General features: G+C 70.7%; 23 protein-coding genes and 1 pseudogene. 17 read left to right on the plus strand and 7 right to left on the minus strand.

The genetic code is table 11. The features are described from left to right. Positions 1-86 precede the first annotated feature (86 nt). The 16 genes and pseudogenes from C2U31_RS19215 to mnmH all read left to right on the plus strand — a co-directional run bounded on the left by C2U31_RS19215 (position 87) and on the right by mnmH (position 18,536). Positions 87-1,505 (plus strand): PLP-dependent aminotransferase family protein, encoded by a 1,419-nt coding sequence (locus C2U31_RS19215; protein WP_103276455.1) that lies wholly within the window; start codon positions 87-89, stop codon positions 1,503-1,505. Between the two features lie 321 nt (positions 1,506-1,826). Further along, positions 1,827-3,173, plus strand: a complete 1,347-nt coding sequence (locus tag C2U31_RS19220; RefSeq protein ID WP_103276456.1) for an amino acid permease — start codon at positions 1,827-1,829, stop codon at positions 3,171-3,173. A 150-nt stretch (positions 3,174-3,323) separates the two neighbouring features. Beyond that, complete coding sequence (locus C2U31_RS19225; protein ID WP_103274236.1) at positions 3,324-4,121, plus strand: GntR family transcriptional regulator; 798 nt, start codon at positions 3,324-3,326, stop codon at positions 4,119-4,121. 20 nt (positions 4,122-4,141) lie between these two features. Next, a complete protein-coding gene (locus C2U31_RS19230) occupies positions 4,142-5,347 on the plus strand; it encodes an ABC transporter substrate-binding protein (RefSeq protein ID WP_103274237.1) in 1,206 nt (401 codons plus the stop codon). Positions 5,348-5,351: 4 nt separating this feature from the next. Continuing rightward, entirely contained in the window at positions 5,352-6,227 is an 876-nt protein-coding gene (locus tag C2U31_RS19235; protein WP_103274238.1) for a branched-chain amino acid ABC transporter permease, read from the plus strand. Further along, positions 6,224-7,210, plus strand: a complete 987-nt coding sequence (locus C2U31_RS19240; RefSeq protein WP_103274239.1) for a branched-chain amino acid ABC transporter permease — start codon at positions 6,224-6,226, stop codon at positions 7,208-7,210. Before C2U31_RS19235 ends, C2U31_RS19240 begins: the two co-directional genes overlap by 4 nt. A gap of 1 nt (position 7,211) precedes the next feature. Next, positions 7,212-7,976 (plus strand): ABC transporter ATP-binding protein, encoded by a 765-nt coding sequence (locus C2U31_RS19245; protein ID WP_103274240.1) that lies wholly within the window; start codon positions 7,212-7,214, stop codon positions 7,974-7,976. Next, complete coding sequence (locus C2U31_RS19250; RefSeq protein WP_103274241.1) at positions 7,973-8,683, plus strand: ABC transporter ATP-binding protein; 711 nt, start codon at positions 7,973-7,975, stop codon at positions 8,681-8,683. The genes C2U31_RS19245 and C2U31_RS19250 overlap by 4 nt, the downstream gene beginning before the upstream one ends. 2 nt (positions 8,684-8,685) lie before the next feature. Further along, the gene (locus C2U31_RS19255; RefSeq protein ID WP_103274242.1) at positions 8,686-10,014 is read left to right on the plus strand and encodes a 3-isopropylmalate dehydratase large subunit; all 1,329 of its coding nucleotides are present in this window, start codon (positions 8,686-8,688) and stop codon (positions 10,012-10,014) included. Further along, positions 10,011-10,541 (plus strand): 3-isopropylmalate dehydratase, encoded by a 531-nt coding sequence (locus C2U31_RS19260; RefSeq protein WP_103274243.1) that lies wholly within the window; start codon positions 10,011-10,013, stop codon positions 10,539-10,541. The genes C2U31_RS19255 and C2U31_RS19260 overlap by 4 nt, the downstream gene beginning before the upstream one ends. Before the next feature lie 18 nt (positions 10,542-10,559). Further along, on the plus strand, positions 10,560-12,239 hold the full coding sequence (locus C2U31_RS19265; protein ID WP_103274244.1) for a hydantoinase B/oxoprolinase family protein: 1,680 nt from the start codon (positions 10,560-10,562) through the stop codon (positions 12,237-12,239). Positions 12,240-12,241: 2 nt separating this feature from the next. Beyond that, positions 12,242-14,290, plus strand: a complete 2,049-nt coding sequence (locus C2U31_RS19270) for a hydantoinase/oxoprolinase family protein (protein ID WP_103274245.1) — start codon at positions 12,242-12,244, stop codon at positions 14,288-14,290. A gap of 64 nt (positions 14,291-14,354) precedes the next feature. Continuing rightward, a pseudogene (locus C2U31_RS19275) lies at positions 14,355-14,974 on the plus strand (cysteine hydrolase family protein). Continuing rightward, positions 14,971-16,368 (plus strand): FAD-dependent oxidoreductase, encoded by a 1,398-nt coding sequence (locus C2U31_RS19280; protein WP_103274246.1) that lies wholly within the window; start codon positions 14,971-14,973, stop codon positions 16,366-16,368. Before C2U31_RS19275 ends, C2U31_RS19280 begins: the two are co-directional and overlap by 4 nt. 67 nt (positions 16,369-16,435) lie before the next feature. Further along, positions 16,436-17,293, plus strand: coding sequence for an oxaloacetate decarboxylase (locus C2U31_RS19285; protein ID WP_103274247.1), 858 nt, complete (start codon positions 16,436-16,438; stop codon positions 17,291-17,293). A gap of 130 nt (positions 17,294-17,423) precedes the next feature. Beyond that, positions 17,424-18,536 (plus strand): tRNA 2-selenouridine(34) synthase MnmH, encoded by a 1,113-nt coding sequence (mnmH, locus tag C2U31_RS19290; RefSeq protein ID WP_103274248.1) that lies wholly within the window; start codon positions 17,424-17,426, stop codon positions 18,534-18,536. Between the two features lie 42 nt (positions 18,537-18,578). On the opposite strand, the gene C2U31_RS19295 is transcribed toward mnmH, so the two are convergent. Next, the gene (locus C2U31_RS19295; protein WP_103274249.1) at positions 18,579-19,037 is read right to left on the minus strand and encodes a universal stress protein; all 459 of its coding nucleotides are present in this window, start codon (positions 19,035-19,037) and stop codon (positions 18,579-18,581) included. A 196-nt stretch (positions 19,038-19,233) separates the two neighbouring features. Here C2U31_RS19295 and C2U31_RS19300 point away from each other — a divergent pair, with 196 nt between their 5' ends. Continuing rightward, positions 19,234-20,454 carry an MgtC/SapB family protein gene (locus C2U31_RS19300; RefSeq protein WP_199770852.1) on the plus strand — a complete coding sequence of 407 codons (1,221 nt, stop codon included), beginning with the start codon at positions 19,234-19,236 and terminating at the stop codon, positions 20,452-20,454. Here the strand turns inward: C2U31_RS19300 and C2U31_RS19305 are convergent. The 6 genes from C2U31_RS19305 to C2U31_RS19330 all read right to left on the minus strand — a co-directional run bounded on the left by C2U31_RS19305 (position 20,439) and on the right by C2U31_RS19330 (position 24,799). Next, positions 20,439-20,867, minus strand: a complete 429-nt coding sequence (locus C2U31_RS19305; protein WP_103274251.1) for a hypothetical protein — start codon at positions 20,865-20,867, stop codon at positions 20,439-20,441. The two genes, C2U31_RS19300 and C2U31_RS19305, sit on opposite strands and share 16 nt — an antisense overlap. A gap of 138 nt (positions 20,868-21,005) precedes the next feature. After that, positions 21,006-21,740, minus strand: a complete 735-nt coding sequence (locus tag C2U31_RS19310) for a helix-turn-helix domain-containing protein (protein ID WP_103274252.1) — start codon at positions 21,738-21,740, stop codon at positions 21,006-21,008. 162 nt (positions 21,741-21,902) lie between these two features. Then, the gene (locus C2U31_RS19315; RefSeq protein ID WP_103274253.1) at positions 21,903-22,556 is read right to left on the minus strand and encodes a response regulator transcription factor; all 654 of its coding nucleotides are present in this window, start codon (positions 22,554-22,556) and stop codon (positions 21,903-21,905) included. Further along, the gene (locus C2U31_RS19320) at positions 22,553-23,650 is read right to left on the minus strand and encodes a PAS domain-containing sensor histidine kinase (RefSeq protein WP_103274254.1); all 1,098 of its coding nucleotides are present in this window, start codon (positions 23,648-23,650) and stop codon (positions 22,553-22,555) included. Before C2U31_RS19320 ends, C2U31_RS19315 begins: the two co-directional genes overlap by 4 nt. A 163-nt stretch (positions 23,651-23,813) precedes the next feature. Further along, positions 23,814-24,335, minus strand: coding sequence for a flavodoxin family protein (locus tag C2U31_RS19325; protein ID WP_103274255.1), 522 nt, complete (start codon positions 24,333-24,335; stop codon positions 23,814-23,816). Continuing rightward, complete coding sequence (locus tag C2U31_RS19330) at positions 24,332-24,799, minus strand: CBS domain-containing protein (protein WP_233772421.1); 468 nt, start codon at positions 24,797-24,799, stop codon at positions 24,332-24,334. Before C2U31_RS19330 ends, C2U31_RS19325 begins: the two co-directional genes overlap by 4 nt. Positions 24,800-24,876: the final 77 nt, after the last annotated feature.

Raw genomic sequence — 24,876 nt, forward strand, 5'->3', positions numbered from 1 at the left:
TGAAAATACACGCCCCAGGCCAAACCGGGGCGCTTGTATAGTCGGGAAAATTGCAACTGTACAGGTCGTGCGTGGTGGCCGAATCCTTGATCGAGTTCCAGCCCGTGCGCGGCGACGCCGCGTCGACGCTGGTGGAACAGGTGGTCGCGGCCGTGCGCCGGGCGATCGAGCGGCGGGCGCTGCCGCCCGGGGCCATGCTGCCGTCGATACGCGCGTTCGCCAGCGTGCACCGCGTCAGCGTCCATACCGTCGCCCGCGCCTATGGCCGGCTGGCCCTGGACGGCTGGCTGACGGCCCGGCCCAGGCTGGGCTACCGCGTCGCGCGTCCGCGTCCGCCGCGGGCCGCGCCGGCGGTCTGCCGGCCCGCCGCGCTGGACACGCAGTGGCGCCTGTGCGAAACCCATGCCGACAGCCCCCCGCGCCTGAGCCCTGGCTGCGGCTGGCTGCCGGACGACTGGCTCAACCAGGACGGCCTGCGCGCCGCGTTGCGACACATCAGCCGCCAGCCGATGCGGCGTATGGCGCACTACGGCCATCCCCTGGGCTACGCGCCCTTGCGCGCGCACATCGCGGCGAGGCTGGGCGAGCGCGGTATCGCGGTCGACGCGCAGCGGGTCCTGCTGACGCAGGGCGCCACGCAAGGCCTGGACATCGTCGTGCGCACGCTGCTGCGTCCGGGCGACACCATGGCGGTGGAGCAGCCCTGTTATGCCAATCTGTTCCCGATCCTGCGCCTGGCGCAGGTGCGCGCCGTGCCGGTGCCGCGCGGCGCGGCCGGGCTGGACTGCGTGGCCCTGGAGCGGGTGGCGCGGCTGCACCGGCCCAGGCTGCTGTTCATCAACACCGCGCTGCACAATCCCACGGGAACGAGCCTGGAAGCGGCCAACGCCGCCGAGGTGCTGGCGCTGGCCGCGCGCCATGATTTCCACATCGTCGAGGACGACGTCTCGCGCGAGCTGCTGGATGGCTGGTCCCCGTCGCTGGCGGGACTGGATGGCGCGTGGCGCGTGATCTACCTGGGCGGCTACTCCAAGAGCATCGCGCCGTCGCTGCGGGTCGGCTACATGGTGGCCCACGACGCGCTGCTGCGGGTCTGCGCGCGCAGCAAGATGCTGAGCGGGCTGACCGGACCCGAGACCATGGAACGCCTGGTCCACCACGTGCTGCTCGAAGGACGCCACGCGGCGCACACCGCGCGCCTGCGCGACCGGCTGGCGGGGGCGCACGAGCAGATCGAGGCGCTGCTCGACGCCCATGGCTTCGAGATCTGCGCGCGGCCGCGAGCCGGCCTGTTCCTGTGGGCGCGACCCGCCGGCCGCCGGGCCGGGCTGGGCGCCGACGCGCTGGCCAGGATGGCGGCGGATGCCGGCATTTGGCTGACGCCGGGCTCGCTGTTCGACATAGGCGGGAAGGACCTGCCCTGGCTGCGCTTTAACGTGGCGTATTCGCAGGATCCGGAGCTGTGGCGCTTCCTGCGCGAGGCGGGGGCGGCGGGCGGGACGTAGCGCCGGCATCGCCAGTCTCGCGGCCCTGATCCACGATGCCTGTTCCTGAGACATTTCGCTGCGTCCTAGGACTGGCGGCAGCCAGACATCAAGCCATCAGAGAGCGCGAGCCAATGGTTCCACGCGACGCATGCAAGTGGTTCCATCAGTCATCGCGAGGCGCTGCTATGTTGGCCGGACAAGAACGCAAGCCCGACAGGGCCCAACGCAGCCTCAAGGAGACACGTCGTGAATCACACGCACGAGCAGGGCGGCGCCGGCGCGCCGCAAGGCGCCAATGAAAACGCGCTCAGCGCGACGCTGAAGACGCGTCATCTCACCATGATGTCCATCGCCGGCGTGATCGGCGGCAGCCTGTTCGTCGGCTCGGGCAGCATCGTGCACTCGGCGGGGCCGGCGGCGGTGCTGGCTTATCTGGCCGGCGGCATCGTGGTGGTGTTCATCATGCGCATGCTGGGCGAGATGGCCACCGCCAATCCCGACACCGGCTCGTTCTCCACCTATGCCGACCGGGCCATCGGCCGCTGGGCGGGCTTCACCATCGGCTGGCTGTACTGGGGCTACTGGGCGCTGCTGATGGCCTGGGAGGCGCACGTCGCGGGCATCATCCTGCACGAGTGGTTCCCGATGCTGTCGGTCAACGCGTTCACGCTGGGCGCCACGCTGGTGCTGATCCTGCTGAACTTCTTCAACGTCAGGAACTACGGCGAGGCCGAGTTCTGGTTCGCGCTGATCAAGGTCGTGGCCATCGTCTGCTTCATCGTCGTCGGCACGCTGGCCGTGCTGCGGCTGTGGCCCTGGGGCGAGGCCCAGGGCGTGGCCAACCTGGTGGCGCATGGCGGCTTCATGCCCAACGGCGGCAAGGCGGTGGTGGTGGCGCTGCTGGGGGTGATGTTCGCCTTCCTGGGCGTGGAGATCGTCACCATCGCCGCGTCCGAGTCTCCCAATCCGGCGCAGCAGATCAGCCGCGCCACGCGCTCGGTGGTGTGGCGGGTCTGCCTGTTCTACATCGGCTCGATCTTCCTGATCGCCGCGCTGGTGCCGTGGAATGATCCGCTGCTGGGCCAGTCGGGCTACGGCGCCTACCGGCGCACGCTGGAGCTGCTGGGTGTGCCGGGCGCGCAGTTCCTGATGAACTTCGTGGTGCTGACGTCCGTCAGCAGCTGCCTGGTGTCGGCGCATTACACGGCCTCGCGCATGCTGTACTCGCTGGCCCGGCGCGGCGACGCGCCGGCCATGTTGCAGCGCACGCGCGGGCGCAGCGGCATACCGGTGCATTCGGTCATCGCCTCCTGCGCCGTGGCGGTGTGCATGGCCCTGATCAACTTCGTCGATTTCCTGCGTCCCAAGGATGTGCTGGACACGCTGATGAACATCACCGGCATGGTCGCCATGCTGGTCTATCTGGTGATTGCCTGCTCGCAACTGCGCATGCGCGGCAAGCTGCGCGCCGAAGGCAAGGAGCCGCTGGTGCGCATGTGGCTGTTTCCCTGGCTGACCTGGGCGGTGATCATCTTCATCGTGGCGGCGCTGATCACGATGGTGTTCGTCGATGAGTACCGGACGGTGGTGCTGTCCACCGGCGCGGCGGCGCTGGCCGTGGTGGCGGTCGGGCTGCTGCGGCATGGACGCGGCGGGGCCGCGCGCCTGCACGGCGCGCGGGCCTGAAGCCGCCGGGGCCGGCGGTCGCCGGCCTTGGCCTGTTGTTTTGCAACCGGGGCCAGGTTGGCCCATCGCCTCGGTATTTTCCCGATGGAACAACCCATACGCGCATTTGTTCTATTGACCATACATTAGGACACTTCTAGAGTTCGCGGCATGGATACCGCGATGCCCTTGCCGAAGTACCACCAGATCTACCTTGTGCTGCGCGAGCAGTTGCAGGAAGGGCGCTACGACGTGGACGGCGTGCCGGGCGAGCATGCGCTGGCCGCGCAGTTCCAGGTGGCCCGCATCACCATCCGCAAGGCGATGGAGATGCTGGTGGCCGACGGGCTGGTGTCGCGCCGGCCCGGCCTGGGCACCTGGCCGCGCAGCGCGCCGGCTGCGTCCGCTACCGCGCCGCGCCCGCGCGCGGCGCAGAAGGCGCAGCTGACCGGGCTGATGGAGAACATCGTCAACATGGGCCTGCGCACCGCCGTGCGCGTGCTGGATTGCGTCCAGGTCGGCGCGCCGCCGGCGGTGGCCGAGGCGCTGGAGATCGCGCCGGGCGAGCCGGTGATCAAGAGCCTGCGGGTGCGCAGCACCGAGGCCGGCCCCTTGTCCTACATCACCACCTACGTGCCGCTGGCCGTCGCCGCCTTCACGCGCGAGGACCTGGAGCGCCAGCCCTTGCTGATGCTGCTGGAGTCGGCCGGCGTCGAGTTCGGCGGCGCCACGCAGACCATCAGCGCCCGGTTGGCCGACGCGCAGGTCGCGCCGCATCTGGACGTGGCCGTGGGCTCGGCCCTGCTGGCCGTGACGCGCCTGGTGCGCGACGTCAAGGAACGTCCGGTGCAGCTGCTGCAGGGCCTGTACCGGCCCGACCGCTACCAATATCAGTTGCAACTCTCGCGCGTCGGCGGCATCGACGCCAAGGTCTGGGTCAGCGAAGAGCTGTCGGCCCAATTCCATTGATCCCACTCCGGAGATTCGCCATGAACACGCGCCGTCATTTCCTGACCCGATCCGCCGCCGCCGCGGCCTTGTTGTCCGCGCCCTGGATCGCGCGCGGCCAGTCCGCGTCCGCCGTGAAAATCGGCGTGCTGCATCCGGTGACGGGCGCGCTGGCCTATTCGGGCCAGCAGTGCCGGCTGGGCGCGTTGCTGGCCATCGAGGACATCAACCAGGCCGGTGGCATCAAGTCGCTGGGCGGCGCGCCGCTGGAGGCGGTGCTGGGCGACGCGCAATCGCGTCCCGAGGCGGGCTCGGCCGAGGTCGAGAAAATGGCGGCGGCCGGCGTGTCCGCCGTGGTCGGCGCCTACGCCTCGGCGATCTGCCTGGCGACCACGCAGACCGCCGCGCGCTACGGGCTGCCCCATGTGGTCGACGTGGGCGTGGCCGACCAGATCGTCGAGCGCGGGCTGAAGAACACCTTTCGCTTCGGGCCGGGCTATCGCAGCTGTACCGAGCGCGCCATTCAGGACCTGGCGGCGCTGAACCAGGCCGCCGGCAAGCCGGCGCGCACGGTGATGATCGTGCACGAGGACTCGCTGTTCGGCGCGGGCACGGCGGCGCTGCTGTCCAAGTCGCTGCCCGAGCACGGCTTCGAGGTGAAAGAGGTCATCAAGCATCCGAACCCGACGCGCGACTTCAACAATATCGTGCTGCGCATGCGCTCGGTCAATCCGGACATTGTGATTCCGGCCAACTACTACAACGAATACGCGCTGCTGCTGCGCGCCATGAAGCAGCAGAAGGTGCAGCCCAAGGCGATCTACTCCGTGCTGGGCGGGGCGGCGTCGAGCTACAAGTTCCTCAAGGAATATCCCGACGTGGCCCACGGCATCATCGACTGCAACCACTGGTTCAATCCCAAGGACGCGCGTGTCGCGCCGCTGAAGGCGCGGGTGGAGCAGAAGGGCGCCTACTTCAGCTACGAAGTCTTCATGACCTACACCAGCATGTTCCTGCTGGCGGACGCGCTGGAACGGGCGAAGTCGGCCGACCGCGCCGCCATCATCGAGGCGCTGGCGGCCAGCGCGTTCTCCGATCATCTGATGCCTTACGGCCCGACCCGTTTCGTCGACGGCCAGAACACCGGCGCGCGGCCCCTGCTGACGCAGGTCCTGGGCGGCGACATCCAGGTCATCATCCCGCCCGAGTACCGGCAGGCGGACGCGCAGTTCCCCGTGAAGGCCTGACGCGATGCCGCTGGATCCCGCCATCCTCTTCAGCGCCGTGCTCAACGGCCTGACCACCGGCGCCGTGTACGCGCTGGTGGCGCTGGGCCTGACCCTGATCTACGGCGTGCTGCACATCATCAACTTCGCCCATGGCGCGGCGCTGATGGTGGCGCTGTACGCGGTCTATCTGCTCAACCAGCGGCTGGGCCTGGATCCCTACGCGGCGCTGCCGCTGGTGATGGCGGGCATGTTCGCGCTGGGCTACCTGTTGCAGCGGCTGGTGATCAACCGCGCCAGCCATGGCAAGGACGAGAACATCCTGCTGGTCACGCTGGGACTGTCCATCGTGCTGGAGAACCTCGCGCTGGTCTGGTTCAAGTCCGATACGCGCAGCATCGACACGCCCTATGCGCTGTCGACGGTCGAGATCGGGCCTGCGCTGATCGCGCTGCCCAAGCTGATCGCATTCGGCGGCGCGCTGGCCGTGGCCGCCTGCCTGCTGTGGCTGATCCGGGGCACGGACCTGGGGCGCGCCATCCGCGCGGTGGCGCGCGAGAAGCAGGGCGCCCGGCTCATGGGCATCGACGTGGAACGGGTCTACGCGCTGTCGTTCGGCATCGGCATGGCCTGCCTGGGCGCGGCCGCCTGTTTCCTGCTGCCGGCGTACTACGTCAATCCGCAGGTCGGCGGCGGCTTCGTGCTGGTGGCCTTCACCATCGTGGTGCTGGGCGGCATGGGCAGCTTCGCCGGCGCATTGGCCGGCGGGCTGCTGATCGGCGTGGTCGAGTCGCTGGGCGGCCTGTTCCTGGGCGACTCGCTGGGCCAGATGGGCATCTTCGCCATCTTCATCCTGGTGTTGCTGTTCCGCCCGCAGGGGCTGTTCGGGGGGAAAGCATGAACACGAGCGTCAAGGACGCCTGCGCCATCCTGGCCTTCGGCCTGGCGGTGCTGGCCATCACCGGGTTCACGCAGTCGGGCGTGCTGCTGACCTTCATCATGATGTCGCTGTACGCGGCGCTGCTGTCGCAGGCCTGGAACATCCTGGGCGGTTACGGCGGCCAGCTGTCCTTCGGCCATGCGCTGTTCTTCGGCGTGGGCGCCTATGCCCAGGCGCTGGGCCAGCTGTCGCTGGGCTGGAATCCCTGGCTGGCCTTGCCCTGTGCGATCGCGCTGGGCATGGCGGCGGGGCTGGCCGTGGGCGGGCTGACGTTCCGCTACGGACTGCGCGGCTCCTACTTCGCGCTGGTCACGCTGGCCTTCGCCGAGGTGCTGCGCATCGTGGCGACCAGCGTGTCCTTCACCGGCGGCGGCGTGGGCCTGATGCTGCCCTTGCGCGAAGTCGCGACCAACATGCAGTTCCCCAGCCGCCATGGCTACATCTACCTGATCCTGGCCTTCGTGCTGCTGGCGCTGGCCGTCACGGCCTGGCTGCGCCGCTCGCGCTTCGGCGCCTATCTGCAGGCCGTGCGCGACAACGAGGACGCGGCGCGCGCCATCGGCGTCGATCCGCTGCGCGTGAAGCTGGGCGGCATCGCGTTGTCGGCGGCCTTCATGAGCGCGGCCGGCGCCTTCTATGTGCAGGTGTTTCAGTACATCGATCCGGCCATCGCCTTCGGTCCGGCCGTGTCGGTCGAGGCGCTGGTGGGCGCCATCGTCGGCGGCATGGGCACGCTTTGGGGGCCGGTGCTGGGCGCGCTGGCGCTGCACGCGCTGGCCGACCTGACGCGCAACCTGTTCGGCGAGCTGCCCGGCATCAGCATGGTGATCTACGGCGTGGTGCTGATCCTGATCGTGACCTTCGCGCCGCGCGGCATCAGCGGCTGCGGCCAGTCGGCGGCGCGGCTGTTCAAGCGGCCCGCGCGCCGCGCGCTGGAGAAATGACATGCTGCTGCAAGCACAGGCGCTATCCATCAGCTTCGGCGGCCTGAAGGCCGTGCAGGACGTCAGCCTGGCGGTGCCGGCCGGCAGCATCAGCGCGCTGGTCGGTCCCAACGGCGCGGGCAAGACCACGCTGTTCGGACTGCTGTCGGGTTTTCTGCGCCCGGACCAGGGCAAGGTGCTGTTCGACGGCCGGGACATCACCGGCATGGCGCCGCAGCGCGCCGCGCGCCTGGGCATGGCGCGCACCTTCCAGATCGTGCAGCCCTTCGGCGCGCAGACGGTGCGCGAGAACATCGCCGTCGGCGCGCACCTGCGCCTGCCGGGGCGGGCCGACGCGCTGGCGGCCGCCGAGGCCATCGCGCGCCGCGTCAACCTGGGCGCGCAGCTGGACAAGCCCGCCGCCGACCTGACCGTGTGCGGGCGCAAGCGCCTGGAGCTGGCGCGCGCGCTGGCCACCCGGCCCCGGTTGCTGTTGCTGGACGAGGTGCTGGCGGGGCTGAACCCGGCCGAGATCGACGAGATGATTCCCGTGGTGCGCCAGCTGGCGGCGGATGGCGTGACCGTGCTGATGATCGAGCACGTGATGCGCGCGGTCATGAGCCTGGCCGCGCAGGTCTGGGTGCTGGCGCAGGGCCGGCTCATCGCCCAGGGCACGCCGGCGCAGGTGACGCGCGACGCGGCGGTGGTGGAAGCCTACCTGGGGCATGGCGCGGCCGCGCGCCTGGCCGGGCAGGGCGGCGCGGGACGGGCGGAGGCGGGACGATGAGCGGCTTGCTGGAAGTGCAGGGCCTGCGGGCCGGCTACGGCCGCACGGAAGTGCTGCGCGGCGTGGACCTGAGCGTGGGCCAGGGCGAGATCGTGGTGCTGCTGGGCAGCAACGGCGCGGGCAAGTCCACGCTCAACAATACCCTGTGCGGACTGCTCCGGCCCTGGGGCGGCCGCGTGCGCTTCGACGGCTCGGACCTGACCGGCCGCCACTACCGCGACGTGGTGCGCGCCGGCCTGATCCAGGTGCCGGAGGGGCGGCGCGTGTTTCCCAACCTGAGCGTGCGCGAGAACCTGGAGCTGGGCTCCTATGCGCGGGCGCGCGCCCGGCGCGCGGCCAATCTGGAACAGGTGCTGGACACCTTTCCCCGGTTGCGCGAGCGCCTGGGCCAGCTGGCCGGCTCCATGTCCGGCGGCGAACAGCAGATGCTGGCCATCGGCCGGGGCCTGATGGCCGAGCCCAGGCTGCTGATCCTGGACGAACCCTCGCTCGGGCTGTCGCCGCTGATGGTCGAGGAACTGTTCGCGCTGATCGCCCGCCTGCACCGCGCCGGGCTGTCCATCCTGCTGGTCGAGCAGAACGTGGGCCAGTCGCTGGAAACCGGGCAGCGCGCCTATGTGCTGGAAGAGGGCGCGATCCGCCACAGCGGATCCTGCGCCGAACTGATGGCCAGCGACGACGTGCGCCGCGCCTATCTGGGGATGTAGCCATGGATCCTGTCAGTCCTTCCGCCGCCTTGCGCGCCGTGGTCCGGGCGGGCGAGGGCGGGGATGCCGTACCGCAGACCCTGGCCCAGAAGCTGATCGCCGCCGCCTGCGGGCGCGAAACGGTGGCCGAGGGCGAGATCGTCACCTGCCGCGTCGACCTGGCCATGTTCCATGATTCCAGCGGCCCGCGCCGCCTGGAACCGATGTTGCGCGAAGTCGGCGCCCGACTGTGGGATCCCGCCAGGGTGGTGCTGGTGATCGACCACTACGTGCCCGAGTCCGACGAGGAATCGCGCCGCATCGTGCGCATCGCGCGGGAATGGGCCGTGCGCGAGCGATTGCCCAATGTCTACGACAGCCAGGGCATCTGCCACGTGGTGCTGCCGCAGGGCGGGCATCTGCGGCCCGGCATGTTCTGCGTCGGCGGCGATTCGCATTCACCCACCGGCGGCGCCTTCGGCGCCTACATGTTCGGCATCGGCAGCACCGAGATGCTGGGCGTGGCCGTCACCGGCGGCATCTGGGTGCGCGTGCCGCGCACGCTGATGATGCGCTGGAACGGCCGGCTGGGCGCGGGCGTGACCGCCAAGGACATGATGCTGCGCATGATAGGCCGCCTGGGCATGAATGGCGGCCGCTATCAGGCCGTGGAGTTCTGCGGCGAGGCGGTGCGCGCGCTGTCCATGCAGGAGCGCATGACGCTGTCCAACATGAGCGCCGAGCTGGGCTCGCAGGTCGGCCTGGTGGCGCCCGACGCCACCACCGAGGCCTGGCTGCGCGAGGCCGGCGTGCGGGGACCGCTCGATATCGCGCACTGGCAGAGCGACCCCGACGCCGACGCCGAGTGGCACGATTTCGACGCCGCCGCGCTGGCGCCGCAGGTGGCCGCCCCGCACAGCCCCGCCAATGCGGCGGATGTGAGCGTCCATGCTGGCGTGGCGGTGCAGGCGGCCTATATCGGCGCCTGCACCGGCGCCAAGCTGGACGACCTGCGCGCCGCAGCCGCCGTGCTGCGCGGCCGCCGCGTGGCGGCGGGCGTCAAGCTGATGGTGGCGCCCGCCAGCCTGCGCGACCAGAGCGATGCCGAGCGCGAGGGCGTGCTGCAGACGCTGCTGGAGGCGGGCGCGCAGCTGCTGCCCACGTCCTGCGGCGCCTGCGCCGGCTACGGCGGCTCGATTCCCGACGGCGCCACGGTGATCTCGACCACGGCGCGCAATTTCAAGGGCCGCATGGGTTCCGAGACCGCTCAGGTCTACCTGGCCTCGCCCTACAGCGTGGCCGCCGCGGCGGCCACGGGCCGCATCATCGATCCCAGGGAGGTGCTGCAATGAACCAGCACGGCCGCGTCTGGCGGGTAGGCGCAGATATCGACACCGACGCGCTCGCCCCGGGCGCCTACATGAAGTTCGGCATCGACGAGATCGCGCGCCATTGCCTGCAGCGCGTGCGGCCAGACTTCGCCGCCGGCGTGCGGCCCGGCGACGTGCTGGTGGCCGGGCCCAACTTCGGCATCGGCTCCTCGCGCGAACAGGCCGCCGCCGCCCTGGTCCGGCTGGGCGTGGCGGCGGTGGTGGCGCCGTCCTATAACGGCCTGTACTTCCGCAACGCCTTCAACGTCGGCCTGCTGCTGCTGACCTGCCCGCATGCCGCCCGGCTGGTCGAGGGCGAACGCGTCAGCCTGGACCCGGACGCCGGCCGCATCCATCGCCGGGACGGCGAGGCGCTGGCCTGCGAGCCGCTGCCGGACTTCCTGCTGGACATGGTGCGGGCCGGCGGCCTGCTCAATCAACTGAAGGCGCTGCAAAAAGGAGCGCGGCCACAGGCCGGCCAGGCTCCGGGCAATGCCACCGAATCCTGACGAACCGGAACTGCCATCATGCTAGACCCCGTCACCCTGGCCGTGCTCAACGGCCGGCTGGAACAGATCGCCGATGAAATGGACGCGACCCTGTACCGCAGCGCCTTCAATCCCATCATCGCCGAGGCGCACGACGCCTGCCACGGCCTGTACGACGCCGCCAGCGGCGCCACGCTGGTGCAGGGCAAGTCCGGCCTGCCGGTGTTCGTGGGCGCCATGTCATTCGCGGTCCAGGCCGCCGCCCGCGCCGCCCAGGGGCGCGGCGGCATGCGGGATGGCGACGTCTGGATCCTGAACGATCCCTACGACGGCGGCACCCACGCCAACGACTTCAAGCTGGTGCGCCCGGTGTTCCGGGGCGGCGAGCTGTATTGCTACCTGGCCTCGGCCGCGCACTGGCATGACGTCGGCGGCGCGGTGCCCGGCAACTACAACCCGGCCGCGACCGAGTGCTGGCAGGAGGCGGTGCAGATCCCGCCGGTGCGCATGGTGCGCGGCGGCGAGCTGGACGAGGACGTGCTGGCCATCCTGAAGGCCAATTCGCGCCTGCCCGACAGCCTGTGGGGCGACCTGAACGGCCAGCTGGCCGCGCTGGAACTGGGCGCGGGCCGGCTCGACGACCTGTTGCAGGAGTATGGCGACGACACCGTGCGGGCCGCGCTGGACACGCTGCGCCAGCGCGCCCGGCGCCTGATGCTGGACCACGTGGCCAGCCTGCCGGACGGCGAGTACCGCTATCGCGACACGCTGGACAACGACGGCGTCAAGGACGCCGAGCTGACCATCGCCCTGCGGCTGCGCGTGAGCGGTGAACGGCTGGAACTGGATTTTTCGGAGACCTCGCCGGCCTGCGCCGGCCCGGTCAATATCTCGCGCGCCACCGCCGTGGCCGCCTGCTACGTGGCGCTCAAGCACGTGTTCCCGGACGTGCCGGCCAATGCCGGCGTGCTGGACGCGGTGACGGTGACGCTGCCCGACGGCCTCTTGATCTCGGCGGAACGGCCGCGCCCGGTGGGCGGCTATACCGAGACCATCCTGCGCATGATCGACGTGATCTTCTGCGCCGTGGCCCAGGCCGCGCCCGAGCGCGCGCCGGCCCAGGCCTACGGCACCATCAACGCGCTGTCCATCGCCGGCTACCGCAGCGACGCGGCGCGCAAGGGGCAGCGCTGGGTCATGTTCAGTTTCTTCGGCGGCGGCCACGGCGGCCATAGCGCCGGCGACGGCCTGAGCCACGGCAACGCGCCGATCTCCACGGCGACGATTCCGCCGCTGGAGATCCTGGAGGCCGCTTATCCGGTGCGCTTCACGCAATGGGCGCTGCGGCCCGACTCGGCCGGCGACGGCAGGCATCGCGGCGGCCTGGGCGCCATCTACGAAATCGAATTGCTGGAAGACAGCGCCGAGGCCTTCATCTTCGGCGAGCGCGGCCGCAGCAGCCCCAAGGGCGTGGCCGGCGGCGAGCCGGCGGCATCGAACGTGTTCCGCTATCAGCAGGACGGGCAGTGGCTGGCGCCGCCCATGACCTCGAAGATGCTGGGCATCGCGCTCAAGCGCGGCGAACGCGTGCGGCTGGAAACGCCGGGCGGCGGCGGCTACGGACCGCCGGCGCAGCGCAGCGAGGCGGCGCGCCGGCGCGACCGCGATATGGGCTATGTGAGCGGCGCGGCCGCCGCGCAGGAAAAGGGAAGGGCATGACGATGGCGACGACGCAACAATCCCTGGTGGTGGGCGTGGACGTGGGCGGCACGTTCACGGACCTGTTCGTGCTCGATGAGCACACCGGCGAGGCGCGCGTGATCAAGGTGCCGTCCACGCGCGGCGAGGAAGCGCGCGGCTTCATGAATGGCATCGGCCGCGCGGCCGAGGGCGCGGGCGCCATCGCCACCATCGTGCACGGCACCACCGTCGGCACCAATGCGCTGCTGGAACGCAAGGTGGCGCGCACCGGCATCATCACGACGGCGGGCTTTCGCGACGTGCTGGAGATGCGCCGGCGCGACCGGCCGCAGACCTGGGGCCTGCGCGGCGGCTACGAACCCGTGGTGCCGCGCGACCTGCGGCTGGAGGTCGACGAGCGGGTGCTAGCCGACGGCGCGATCCACACCGAGGTCAACCTGGACCAGGTCGAGGCGGCGGCGCGCGAGCTGCTGGTGCGCGGCTGCGAGGCGGTCTGCGTGTTCTTCGTCAATGCCTACGCCAATCCGGCCAACGAGGCCCGCGCGGTGGCGCGGGTGCGCGAGATCTGGCCCAACGGCCACGTCACCGCCGCGACCGAGGTGTTGCCCGAGATCCGCGAGTTCGAGCGCTGCTCCACGGCCACGCTCAACGCCGCCCTGCAACCGGTGGTGGGCAGCTACCTGACCCGGCTGCAACAGGACCTGCGTGGCCACGGCTTCGACGGCGAGCTGCTGGTGGTGCAGAGCAATGGCGGCGTGATGTCTCGCGAAACCGCCTGCGACGTGCCGGTGCGCACGGCGCTGTCCGGTCCGGCGGCCGGCGTCATCGCCTGCGCCGCCATCGCGCGCGCCGCCGGCCTGCCGGACGTGGTCACGGGCGACATGGGCGGCACGTCCTTCGACGTGTCGCTGGTGGCGGGCGGCGAGGTCTCGCTGGCGGCGCAGACCGCGATCGAGTTCGGCATGGTGGTGCGCGCGCCGATGATACAGATCGAGACCATCGGCGCGGGCGGCGGTTCGATCGCCAGCGTGGATGCCGGCGGCCTGCTGCAGGTCGGTCCGGAATCGGCCGGCAGCAATCCCGGGCCGGCCTGCTATGGCCGGGGCAACACACGGCCCACCGTCACCGACGCCAATGTGCTGCTCGGCCGCATCGCGGCCGACCGGCCGCTGGGCGGCGGACTGCTGGCGCGGCTGGATGCCGAACGCGCGCGCGCGGCCATCGACGAGCACGTGGGCCGGCCGCTGGGCCTGGACCCGCAGGCGGCGGCCGAGGCCATCCTCACGGTGGCCAACGCCAAGATGGCCGGCGCGATCCGCGTGGTGTCGATCGAGCGCGGCCACGATCCGCGCAAGTTCGCCTACATGCCCTTCGGTGGCGGCGGCGCGCTGCACGTCTGCGCGCTGATGCGCGAGGTCGGCTGCCTGCAGGGCATCGTGCCGCGCTTTCCGGGCGTGACCTCGGCGCTGGGTTGCGTCATGGCCGATATGCGCCACGACAGCGTGCAGACGCTGAACACCACGCTGGCGGGCCTGGACGAGGCCGATCTGGCGCGCCGCGTACAGGCCCTGGCCGACAGCTGCCAGCAACGGCTGGACTCGGCCGGCGTGGCCTTCGAGGGCGTGCGCGAGCGCATCGAGCTGGACATGCTGTACGCCGGCCAGAGCCATACGGTGAACGTGCCGGTCGAGCGCCAGGCGCTGACGCGCACCGGCATCGCCGCCGCTTTCGAGGCCGCCTACCGTCGCGCCTATGGCCGCAGCCTGGACGGCATGCCGGTGCGCGTGCTGAACCTGCGCTATGCGCGCATCGGCATGCGGCCCAAGTTCGATCTGGCGGTGCTCGCGCCCACCGCCGGGGCGATGCCGGCCGTGCTGGGCACGCAGGCCGTCTACCACGGCGGGCAATGGTGGGACGCGGCGCGTTACGAACGGTTGGCGCTGCCCGTCGACGCGGAAGTGGCCGGCCCGGCCATCCTGGAACAGCCCGACACCACGATCTGGATCGAGCCCGGCTTCACCGGCCGCGTGGACCGCCTGGGCAATCTGCTGATCCGCCGCCAGCCATGACGCCTACACACGATGCCCGGCGCCCCTGCGGGGGCGGCGTCTTCCATCCCGGAACGGTCCGGCGATGAAACAGGAGCACACCATGTCCGACGCCCGATCCACCGCCTTGATCGTCATCGACCTGCAGAACGACTTCCTCGCGCCCGGCGGCGCCTATGATCGTGGCGGCGCCGTCTCGGCCGAGGCGCGCGCGCTGCCGCCCGGGTGGCGCCGGTGGCGCGCGCCCTGAAGGCCGCCGGCGGCTTCGTCGCCGCCAGCCAGTTCACGCTGTGGCCCGACGCGGCCGGCGAACCCATGATCTCGCCACACCTGCGCCGGCTGCGGCCTTTCCTGCGGCGCGGCGATTTCGCAGCCGGCGGCCCGGGCCATGCCTGCGTGGCCGAGCTGGACGGCCTGGTCGACGTGGCCGTCTGGAAGGTCGCCTATTCGGCTTTCTTCAATACGCAGCTGGACTGGGTGCTGCGGCGTGCCGGCATCGAGCACGTGGCCATCTGCGGCATCGTGACCAACGGCGGCGTGGCCAGCACGGCGCGCGACGCGCACATGCGGGATTACCACGTCACCGTGCTGGCTGACGGCTGCGCCGCGCCGACGCCGGCGTTGCACAACGCCGCGCTGGCCGATCTGCGCAGCGTGGCGGACCTGCGCGCCTGCGAGGACTTCATCGCGGGAATCGTCCGATGAACGGACCGGACGCGCAGCCCGCGCCGGAACTGTCGCTGCCCGTGCTCATCATCGGCGGCGGCGCCTGCGGCCTGACCGCCGCCATCCGGCTGGCGCGGTCGGGCGTGGAATGCGTGGTGATCGAGCGTGACGCCGTGCCGGCCGGGTCCACCGCGCTGTCGTCCGGCTTCATTCCGGCGGCGGGTACGCGCGTGCAGCGCGCCGCCGGCGTGGCGGACAGCGTGGACGACTTCGCCGCCGACATCCTGGCAAAGAGCGGCGGCGCCGCCGCCGCGCATCTGGTGCAAGCCTATGCCCGGGCCGCGCCGGCCGCCATCGACGCGCTGGAACAGGCCGGGCTGCGCTTCGAGCTGCTGGACGGCTTCCTGTACCCCGGTCATCGCGCCCGCCGCATGCACACGCTGCGCCAGCGCTCGGGCCAGGCGCTGATGGCCGCGCTGGGACAGGCGGCGGCGGACGCGGGCGCGCTGGTGCTGACGCGCACACTGGCGCGCGAGCTGCGGCATGACGGCCAGGGCCGGATCACGGCCGTGATCTGCGAACGACCGGACGGCACGCGTGAATCCATCGGCTGCGATGCGCTGATCCTGGCCTGTAACGGCTTCGGCGGCAACGCCGCCATGGTGCGCGAGCATCTGCCAGCCATGGCGGACGCGGTCTATGGCGGCCACGCCGGCAACGATGGCAGCGCGGTGCGCTGGGGGCGGGAGCTGGGCGCGGGCCTGGCCGATATGGGCGCCTATCAGGGGCACGGCTCCTGGGCCACGCCGCAGGGCGCGCTGGTGTCCTGGGCCGTGATCATGGATGGCGGCGTGCAGGTCAATCGGCTGGGCCGGCGCTTTCACGACGAGACCCAGGGCTATTCGGAAGCGGCCGTGCGCGTGCTGGCGCAGCCGGATGGCGTGGCCTGGAACGTGTTCGACGACCAGGCGCTGGCGCTGGTGCGCGACTTTCCCGATTTCCAGGCAGCGCGCGCGGCGGGCGCGCTGCGCAGCGCCGACGACGTGCCGGCGCTGGCCGCGCTGATCGGCTGCGATGCGCGGGCGCTGGCCGACACGCTGCGGTCGGTAGCCAGGGATGCACGGGACGTCCACGGACGCCGTTTCACGCGCGCCTTGTCCGCGCCATATCACGCGGTCAAGGTCACCGGCGCGCTGTTCCATACCCAGGGCGGCCTCGACATCGACGCCCGCTGCCGCGTGCGGCGGGCGGACGGCGGCCTGTTCCCGAATCTGCTGGCGGCGGGCGGCGCGGCGCGCGGCGTGTCGGGCAACGATGTGGCGGGCTATCTGTCGGGCAACGGCCTGCTCAGCGCCATCGCGGGCGGCCATATCGCCGCGGCGACGGCCGCCGGGATCGCGGGCACGGCGCTGGCCGATGAGCCGACTCCGTAGCGTCGCGCGGCCACAGGCATGCGCATGACTTTCATACAGGCATCCACGTTCATGGAGGCATCCAGGCATGAACACCTTGAGTAAGCAGCTGGCCCAGGGCCCGGTCCTCGCGCCCGGCGTGTACGACGCCTTGTCGGCGCTGGCCGCCGAGCAGGCCGGTTTCCAGGCCCTGTACCTGTCCGGCGCGTCCATCGCCTATACGCGGCTGGGCCGTTCCGACGTGGGCCTGACCACGTACAGCGAGGTCGAGGACACGCTGGCGCGCATCGCCGAACGGGTCCGGGCGCGCATCATCGTCGACGCCGACACCGGTTTCGGCAATGCACTGAACGTGCAGCGCACCGTGCGCGGCCTGGAGCGGGCCGGCGCGGCCATGATCCAGCTGGAGGACCAGACCTTTCCCAAGCGCTGCGGCCACCTGGACGGCAAGTCCGTGGTGCCGGCCGCCGAGATGTGCGGCAAGCTGCGCGCCGCCGTGGACGCGCGCCAATCGCGCGAGACTCTGATCCTGGCGCGTACCGACGCGCTGGCCTCGGAAGGGCTGGACGCGGCGCTGGAACGGGCCGAGCGCTATCTGGAAGCCGGCGCGGACGCCTTGTTCATCGAGGCCCTGCGCAGCGGCGAGCAGATGCGGGCGGCCTGCGGACGCTTCGCCGGCCGCGCGCCGCTGCTGGCCAACATGGTCGAGGGCGGCAAGACGCCGGTGCAGGGCGCGCAGGAGCTGGCCGCGCTGGGATTCGGCATCGTCATCTTTCCGGGCGGCACGGCGCGCGCGGTGGCCCACACGCTGGCGGGCTACTACGGCAGCCTGCGCCAGCACGGCAGCACGACGCCCTGGCGCGACCGCATGCTGGACTTCGACGGCCTGAACGCGATGATCGGCACGCCGGAACTGCTGGCGGCGGGCAAGCGCTACGAGGCTTGAGCGGCCGCGCGCGCGGCGGTTGCGGGCCGGCCACGCTCAGGCTGGCGCGGCGCAAGGGCGGGTCGGGCGTCTGGTTTAGAATCCCCTGGTTTCCCTGTCCGCCCGCATCGTCGCGCGCGGTTTGACGGCCATGCGCGCAGACACCAGCAACTACCGCGATCTCTTCCTCGACAACGTGCCCATGATGGACGCCCGCGCGCCCGTCGAGTTCGCCAAGGGCGCGTTTCCCGGCGTGGTGAATCTGCCGCTGATGACCGACGAAGAGCGCGAGCTGGTCGGCATCTGCTACAAGCAGCGCGGCCAGCAGGCCGCCATCGAGCTGGGGCACCGGCTGGTCGGCGGCGCCGTCAAGGCGGCCCGTCTCGACGCCTGGGCCGCGTTCGCGAAGGCGCATCCGGACGGCTACCTGTATTGCTTCCGGGGCGGCCTGCGTTCGCAGATCGTGCAGCAATGGCTGCGCGACGAGGCCGGCATCGCCTATCCGCGCGTGACCGGCGGCTACAAGGCCATGCGCGGCTTCCTGCTGGACACGCTGGACCGGGCCATCGCCGAATGCGATTTCCTGGTGCTGGGCGGCATGACCGGCACCGGCAAGACCGAGGTGCTGCGCCGGCTGGACGATGCGCTGGACCTGGAAGGGCACGCCAATCATCGCGGCTCCAGCTTCGGCAAGCGCGTGAGCGGCCAGCCCACGCAGATCAATTTCGACAATGCGCTGGCGATCGACATCCTGAGAAAACGCGCCGCCGGACACGCGCGCTTCGTGGTCGAGGACGAAGGCCAGGCCGTGGGCAGCTGCAGCCTGCCGCCCGCGCTGTACCAGGGCATGCAGCGCCATGGCCTGGTGTGGCTGGAGGACAGCCTGGAGAATCGCAAGCAGCGCATCCTGCGCGACTACGTGATCGACCTGGGCGCCGAGTTCGTGGCGGCCCACGGCGCCGAGCAGGGCCAGGCCCTGTTCGCGCAACGCCTGCGCCAGAGCCTGGACAACATCGCCAGGCGACTGGGCGGCGAGCGCCACAAGCGCCTGGCGGCCATCATGGACGAGGCGCTGCGCGGCCAGGCGCTGGGCCTGGGCGTGGCTGGTCACCTGGGCTGGATCGAGGGCCTGCTGTCGGAATACTACGATCCCATGTATGTCTACCAGCGCCAGCAGAAGGCCTCGCGCATCGTGTTCGCGGGGGACCAGGCGGCGGTGACGCAGTACCTGGCGCAACAGGCCGCGGCGCCGGCACGGCGATGACGCGCCGCCGCATCCGGGCAGGCCGGCGTCCCGGGCCCGGGATCAGGCGGCGTGGTCCGACGAACGCACCAGCAGCACGGGAACGGGCGCGCTGCGCAGGATGTTCTCGGCGCTGCTGCCCAGCACCAGGCGGCTGACGCCTCGCCGGCCGTGCGTGCCGATCACGATGAGATCGGCCTTCCACATTTCGGCTTCGGCGATGACGCGCTGCTGCACCGTTTTCTCCAGGTTTTCATAAAGCACGCTGTCCACGGTGACGCCGTGCTCGCGCGCCGTGTCGGCGGCGTGCTGGAGGATCGCCGCGCCGTCCTTGCGCAGCAGGTCCAGCAGCTCGCCGGCATAGTAGCCATAGCTGTCTATGCCCAGGGCGAACGAGAGTTCGTCGATCACATGGATCAGACGCAGCTCGCCATGCGTGAGCCGGGCCAGGCGGATGGCTTCCTGCAGGCCGCGGTCGGACGTGGGGCTGCCGTCGACGGGTACGAGAATGCGTTGGTACATGCGTGTGCTCCAGGAGACGGGGATTGCTTTACGGTAGTTCGGCGGGCGCGGGCCATGTTGACGGCCGTCAATAAATCGCGGTCCGGACGCCGCCATCGGAGTCGCCCGCATAACCGATAGCCGCGGGGGCCGCCTCGGGGGGACAATGGGAATCCCGGCGACGCCGCCGGCACCTCGTCATCGCGGGCACATGAACATGCAGAGTCCACTTCCATTCGCCGTCGCGCTGGGCATCGGCCTGCTGATCGGCGTGGAGCGCGAGCGGCGCAAGCGGACAGGATTGTCGCGCCCGGCCGCGGGCATACGCAGTTTCGCGCTGGCCTCGCTGCTGGGCGCGGTCTCCGTGCACCTGGGCGGGCCGGTGCTGCTGGGGCTGGCGGAGGTGGGGTTGGCCCTGCTGCTGCTGACCCGGGCGCCGGACGCGGGCCAGGGCATGGCCACGCGGGCCGCCTTGCTGCTGACGCTGGCGCTGGGCGGACTCTGCCTGCACGACCCGGCGCTGGCCTCCGGCCTGGCCGTCGCGGTCGCGATCCTGCTGGCGGCGCGATCCCGCCTGCACCGCTTCGTGCGCACGGTGCTGAGCCGCAACGAGCTGGTCGACGCGCTGATCCTGGCCGCGGGCGCGCTGGTCGTGCTGCCCCTGTTGCCAGACACGTACCTGGGGCCGTTCGACGCGCTGAATCCGCGCACCCTGTGGAAGTTCACGCTGCTGGTCATGACGATCAGCGCGGGTGGCCATGTGGCGCTGCGGCTGTTCGGGCCGCGCATCGGACTGCCGCTGGCCGGTTTCGCGTCCGGCTTCATTTCCAGCACGCTCACCGTCGGCACCATGGGCCAGCGCGTCGCCGCCGAGCCCCTGCTGATGGGGCCGGCGGTGGCGGGCGCGGTCCTGTCGTCGGTGTCCACGCTGGTGCTGATGGCCACCGTGCTGGCGGCGATCAGTCCCGCGGCCTTGCAGGCCCTGGCGCTGCCGCTGGCGTGCAGCGGGGCGGCCGCGCTGGCCTATGCCTTGCTGCTGCTGTTCAAGGCGATGCGGCAGAAGACGACCGCGCCGATCCAGGCCGGACGGCCCTTCACCTTGCAGGCGGCGCTGACGCTGGCGCTGGTGGCGGCGGCGGCCCTGATCGCGGCGGCGGCGCTGGACGCCTGGCTGGGGCCGCGCGGGATCACGGTGGCGGCGGTGCTGGGCGGCCTGGTCGACACGCACGCGGCGGCGGCGTCGGTGGCCGCGCTGGCGGCGGCGGACAGGATCGACCCGGCGCAGACGGTGGTGCCGGTGCTGGCGGCGCTGTCGGCCAACGCGGCTAGCAAGGCGGTGTACGCGGTGATCAGCGGCGGCCGCCGCTACGCGGTCCAGGTGATTCCCGGGCTGTTGCTGATGATCGCCGCCGCCTGGGCGGGCTACGCGGCGGTTTGAGCGTGACGGTCGGCGCCGGCCACGGCGCCTGGGGTGGCCTGGGCCAGGAAGCGGGCGGCGCCTTCGGCGATTTCCGCCATCCGTTCCTGCCAGGGGTTCTGGCCGCTGATCAGGGCGGCCGAGGCCGAGCTGGATATGTCGCGGGTCATTTTTTCCAGGTCGCGGAAATAGGCCAGTTCGCGTTCCATCAGGTCCGTCATGAGCTGCTGCTGCACGGCCAGCAGGGCCGTCATCGAGCCGGCCCCGTCGATATCGGCGGCGGCCTTCTGGGCGAAGGCCTGCATTTCCTTGTCGGTCTTGAGCTGCAGCGTGCGCAACTGCCGTAGCGCTTCGTAGTAGCTCGAGGCGTTGGCCACGAGGCTGTTGAGCGCGTACTTGTACAGGGCTGCGTAGGGGGTGTATTCGACTTGCATGGCGATGTCCTCTGGAGCGGGGGCAGGGCCGGCGTCGCGATGGCGGCGCCGGCTCGTCGATCCCAGCTTAGGATTTCCCAGCCGGCGGATGTTGACCAAACTCAACTAGCGGGTTCCACGCGGGGCGGTTCCCCTGGCTCAGCCGCTGCTCATGCGGCGCAGCGCGTCGATGTCGGGCAGTTTCAGGTGGCGCTTGCTGACCTGCAGCAGGGAGGCGGCCTGCAGCCGCGAGAACACCCGGCTCACCGTCTCGATCTCCATGCCCAGGTAGTTGGCGATGTCCTCGCGCGTCATTTTCAGGATGAACTCGCGCGCGGAATAGCCATGCGCGGCCATCTGCTCGGAGGTCTCGACCAGGAAGCTGGCGATGCGCTCGTCGGTGCTCATGCGGCCCAGCGTCAGCAACAGTCGCTGGCAATGGTTGATGTCGTGCGCGATCAGGCGGTGGAACTGGCGCGCGGCCAGCGGGTCCAGTCCGCAGTTGGCGACCAGCTGGGCATAGGGCAGGGCGCATAGCAGGGAATCTTCCAGCGCGATGGCGTCGCAGGCATGGAAGCCGCTTTCGATGGCGTCGAGCCCGAGCAGGGCGCCAGAGGCCGGAAACGCGGTGATCTGTTCCAGCCCGGCGTGATTGGTGACGCGGATCTTCAGGGAGCCGGCGCGCAACTGATACAGATACTGCAGGGCGTCGCCGGCGCGAAACAGGGCCTCGCCGCGCCGCAGCAGGCGCCGGCCGCGCTCGCCCTGCGCCATGGCGGGCTCGGCGCAGGCCGGATGGCAGACGCGCGCCATGGGACAGGATTCGCACTCGTGGCGTCCCAGCGGGGCGCCCGTGGGCGCGGCGATCGGCAGGGCGGATGTGGGCATGTCCATGGTGGCATCTCTCCGGGGCGCGCAGGCCGCTGAGCCTGTCGGGGCATGGAAAAAGTATGCGCGTTGCGCGGGGCCGGCGCTATCGGCGCTTGGCGCTGGTTTTCGGGGAAACCGGCCTACGCCTGTAGGAAAAGTCCTACATGGCGCCAGCGTCCGCGCGGTTCAGTTCCCGGCGTCGTCGTCCGCATCGATCAGGCGATGCTTGAGCGCGTAGCGGATCAGGTCGGCCTGGTTGCGCAGGCGCATCTTGACGAGGATCCTGCTCTTGTAGGTGCTGATCGTCTTGACGCTCAGGCACAGCAGCTTGCCGATGTCGGCGTTTTTCAGCCCGCGGGCCAGGTGCCGGAACACGGCGGATTCGCGGTCGGACAGCAGCAGATGCGGCTCGGCGTTGCTGTCTCCGTGCCGTTCGAAGGCGATGCTTTCGGCGATCGAGGGGCTCAGGTAACGGCCGCCGGCCGCTACCTTGCGCACGGCCTGCTCCAGCTGCGCGGCCGCGCAGTCCTTGGTCAGGTAGCCGGCGGCGCCGGCCTTGATGGCCTGCACGGCGTATTGCTGTTCGCCGTGCATGGTCAGCACCAGGATCGGCACCGCGGGATGGTCGCGCCGGATCTGGCGGATCAGGTCCACGCCGTCGCGGCCCGGCATCGACATGTCCAGCACCAGCAGGTCCCAGGGGCGCTGGGCCAGCAGGCGCAGCGCCTCGCCGCCGTTGCTGGCCTGGCCCTGCACCGCGATGCCGCCGGCCCGCTCCAGCAGTCGGCACAGGCCTTCACGCACCAGCGTGTGGTCGTCCGCCAGCAGGACCGCGATCATGTGTCCTCCCAGTGTGGCAGGGCCGGCTGTGGCGGTTGCGCCGGCAAGGCCGCCTTCAGGCGGAAGCCGCCATTGCGCGGCGTGCTGATGCTGACATCGCCATGCAGCAGCCTGACCCGTTCCCGGATGCCCTGCAGGCCCAGCGCGTGCGGCAGCTTGCGGGCCAGGCTGGCCGGCGTGGCGCCTACGCCGTTGTCCTGCACCACCAGCGTGCACAGCGTGGCGCTGCAGGACAGCTGCACCCGCACCTTCGTGGCCTGCGCGTGCTTGGCGATATTGGTCAGCGCTTCCTGGACCGTGCGGAACAGGGCGGTCGCCACCAGCTTGGACGGTTCGCCCTGGTCGACCTCGATCTGGGCGTCGGTGTCGATGCCGTAGCGCGAGACGAAGTTCGACACCAGCCATTCCACCGCCGCCGCCAGTCCGAGATCGTCGAGCATGATGGGCCGCAGGTCGGCGGCGATGCGCCGCAACGAGGTGAAGGTCAGGCCGGTCAGGTGACGGATGGCTTCCACCCGGCCGCGCAGTTCGGCGTCGTCGGGAGGCAGCCGGGTTTCCAGCTCGGCCAGTTCCATGGTCAGGGCGGTCAGGCTCTGGCCCAGGTCGTCGTGCAGTTCCCGGGCGATGTGCTTTTTTTCCTGCTCGCGCACATGCAGCAGAGCGTTGGACAGGCGAGTCAGCTCGTCGCGCGAGGCCAGCAGCGCCTGGGAAACCCGCTCGCGTTCAGTGATGTCGCGCAGGAAGATGGAGAGGAACACGCCCGCCGCGCTGTGCGTCTGCGAGATCGACGCTTCCATGGGAAATTCTTCCCCGTTGGCGCGCAGGCCCCACAGCGGGGAGCCCAACCCCATTTTCCGCTCGGACACGCCCGTTTCGCGGAAGCGGTCGACGTGCCGGGCGTGGATGTCGCGAAAGCGCGCCGGGATCAGGATGTCGAGACTGGCGCCGATGGCGCGGTCCGCCTTGCAGAGAAAAACGCGCTCCGCCGCGGAGTTGAACATCACGATGCGCTGCTGCGCGTCGACCGTGATGATGGGTTCCGTGGCGGACTGGATGATGTCGAGAAGCGGTGGCGCGTTGGCCATAGGCTTCATGGGCGGAGATCGGGATGTGCGGGCGCCGGCCCGGCGCGGGTATTGAAGGATTGCAGCACATCCGCGCGGGCCGCGCCACAGGCGCGATGCATTGCGCCAAACGGCCGACTTGCCCGCGTCCCTGTTTTCGTGCGCGCGGACGGCCTGTCCGGGGCCGCCGCGCTCAGTCGACCGCCGGCAAGACCGGATCCGCCCAGTCGCTGGCCTGGCCGGCCGTCAGGATCTGCCGCTTGAAGCGGCACAGGGCCGCGTCGCTTTCGCCGGCCAGCACATCGTATTGCTTGAGCAGCAGGATGGAACGGGGCCTGGCGCCGGTCACGGTGGCGATATCGTCCACCGCGCGAAATCCGCCATAGCCCGACATCACGCAGATGACCGAGTAGGCGGGCAGCAGCGGACGCTCGGTGTCCAGGAAGGCCCGCATGGGCGCCGCCAGCGAGCGCAGCCACACCGGCGTGATCAGGACGACGTGGTCGTAGGAGTCCAGGGACGGCCCGGCATAGCGGAAGGCCGGCTTGCGCTTGAACACGCTGTCCACAATGCAGCGCAGGTCGCCGTACAGCCCGATCCTGGGCGCGGCGTCGCGCACTTCGTGTACCGGCCAGCGGGTCAGCTCCGCCAGGCGGTCGGCCACGACGCGGCCGGTGCCGCTGCGGGAATAGAAAACGATGCCGATGCGGTTCATAGGGCCTCCGAGCGGGCGGGGTGGTCCTGGCCTTCCTGGGCCAGCAGCGCGCGCAGGATGTCGCGGCGGCTGACCACGCCCACCAGCCGGCCTTCGCGCGTGACCGGAACGCGCTTGATGGCATGCTTGAGCAGCAGGTCGGCGATGCGCGCCAGCGGCGCCGACTCGTCCACCGTGATGACGGGACTGCTCATCACGGACGCGGCGGCGCGTTCGCCCAGCTGCAGGCTGTGCAGGAACTCCAGGTTCAGCGCCTCTCCCTCGGCCAGCTGGGCCAGCCAATGGTCCAGCTTTTTCTGGTGCACGCTGTCCTGGCGTCGCACCAGATCGCCTTCGCTGACCAGCCCGATGAGCGTGCCGTCGTCGCCGATCACCATGACGGCGCTGATGTCCAGGTCCACCATGGCCCGCATGATCTGGGAGACGGGCGTCCGGGCGCTGACGCAATATGGTTGCTTGGTCATGAGTTCGCTCGCTAGCATGCTTGTTCTCCCGGGGGAAGGGGGCGTACGCTGTGTGCACGCGCCGGTTGTTTCCATGT

This window comes from Achromobacter sp. AONIH1 (genome assembly GCF_002902905.1).
Taxonomy (GTDB): Bacteria; Pseudomonadota; Gammaproteobacteria; order Burkholderiales; family Burkholderiaceae_B; genus Achromobacter.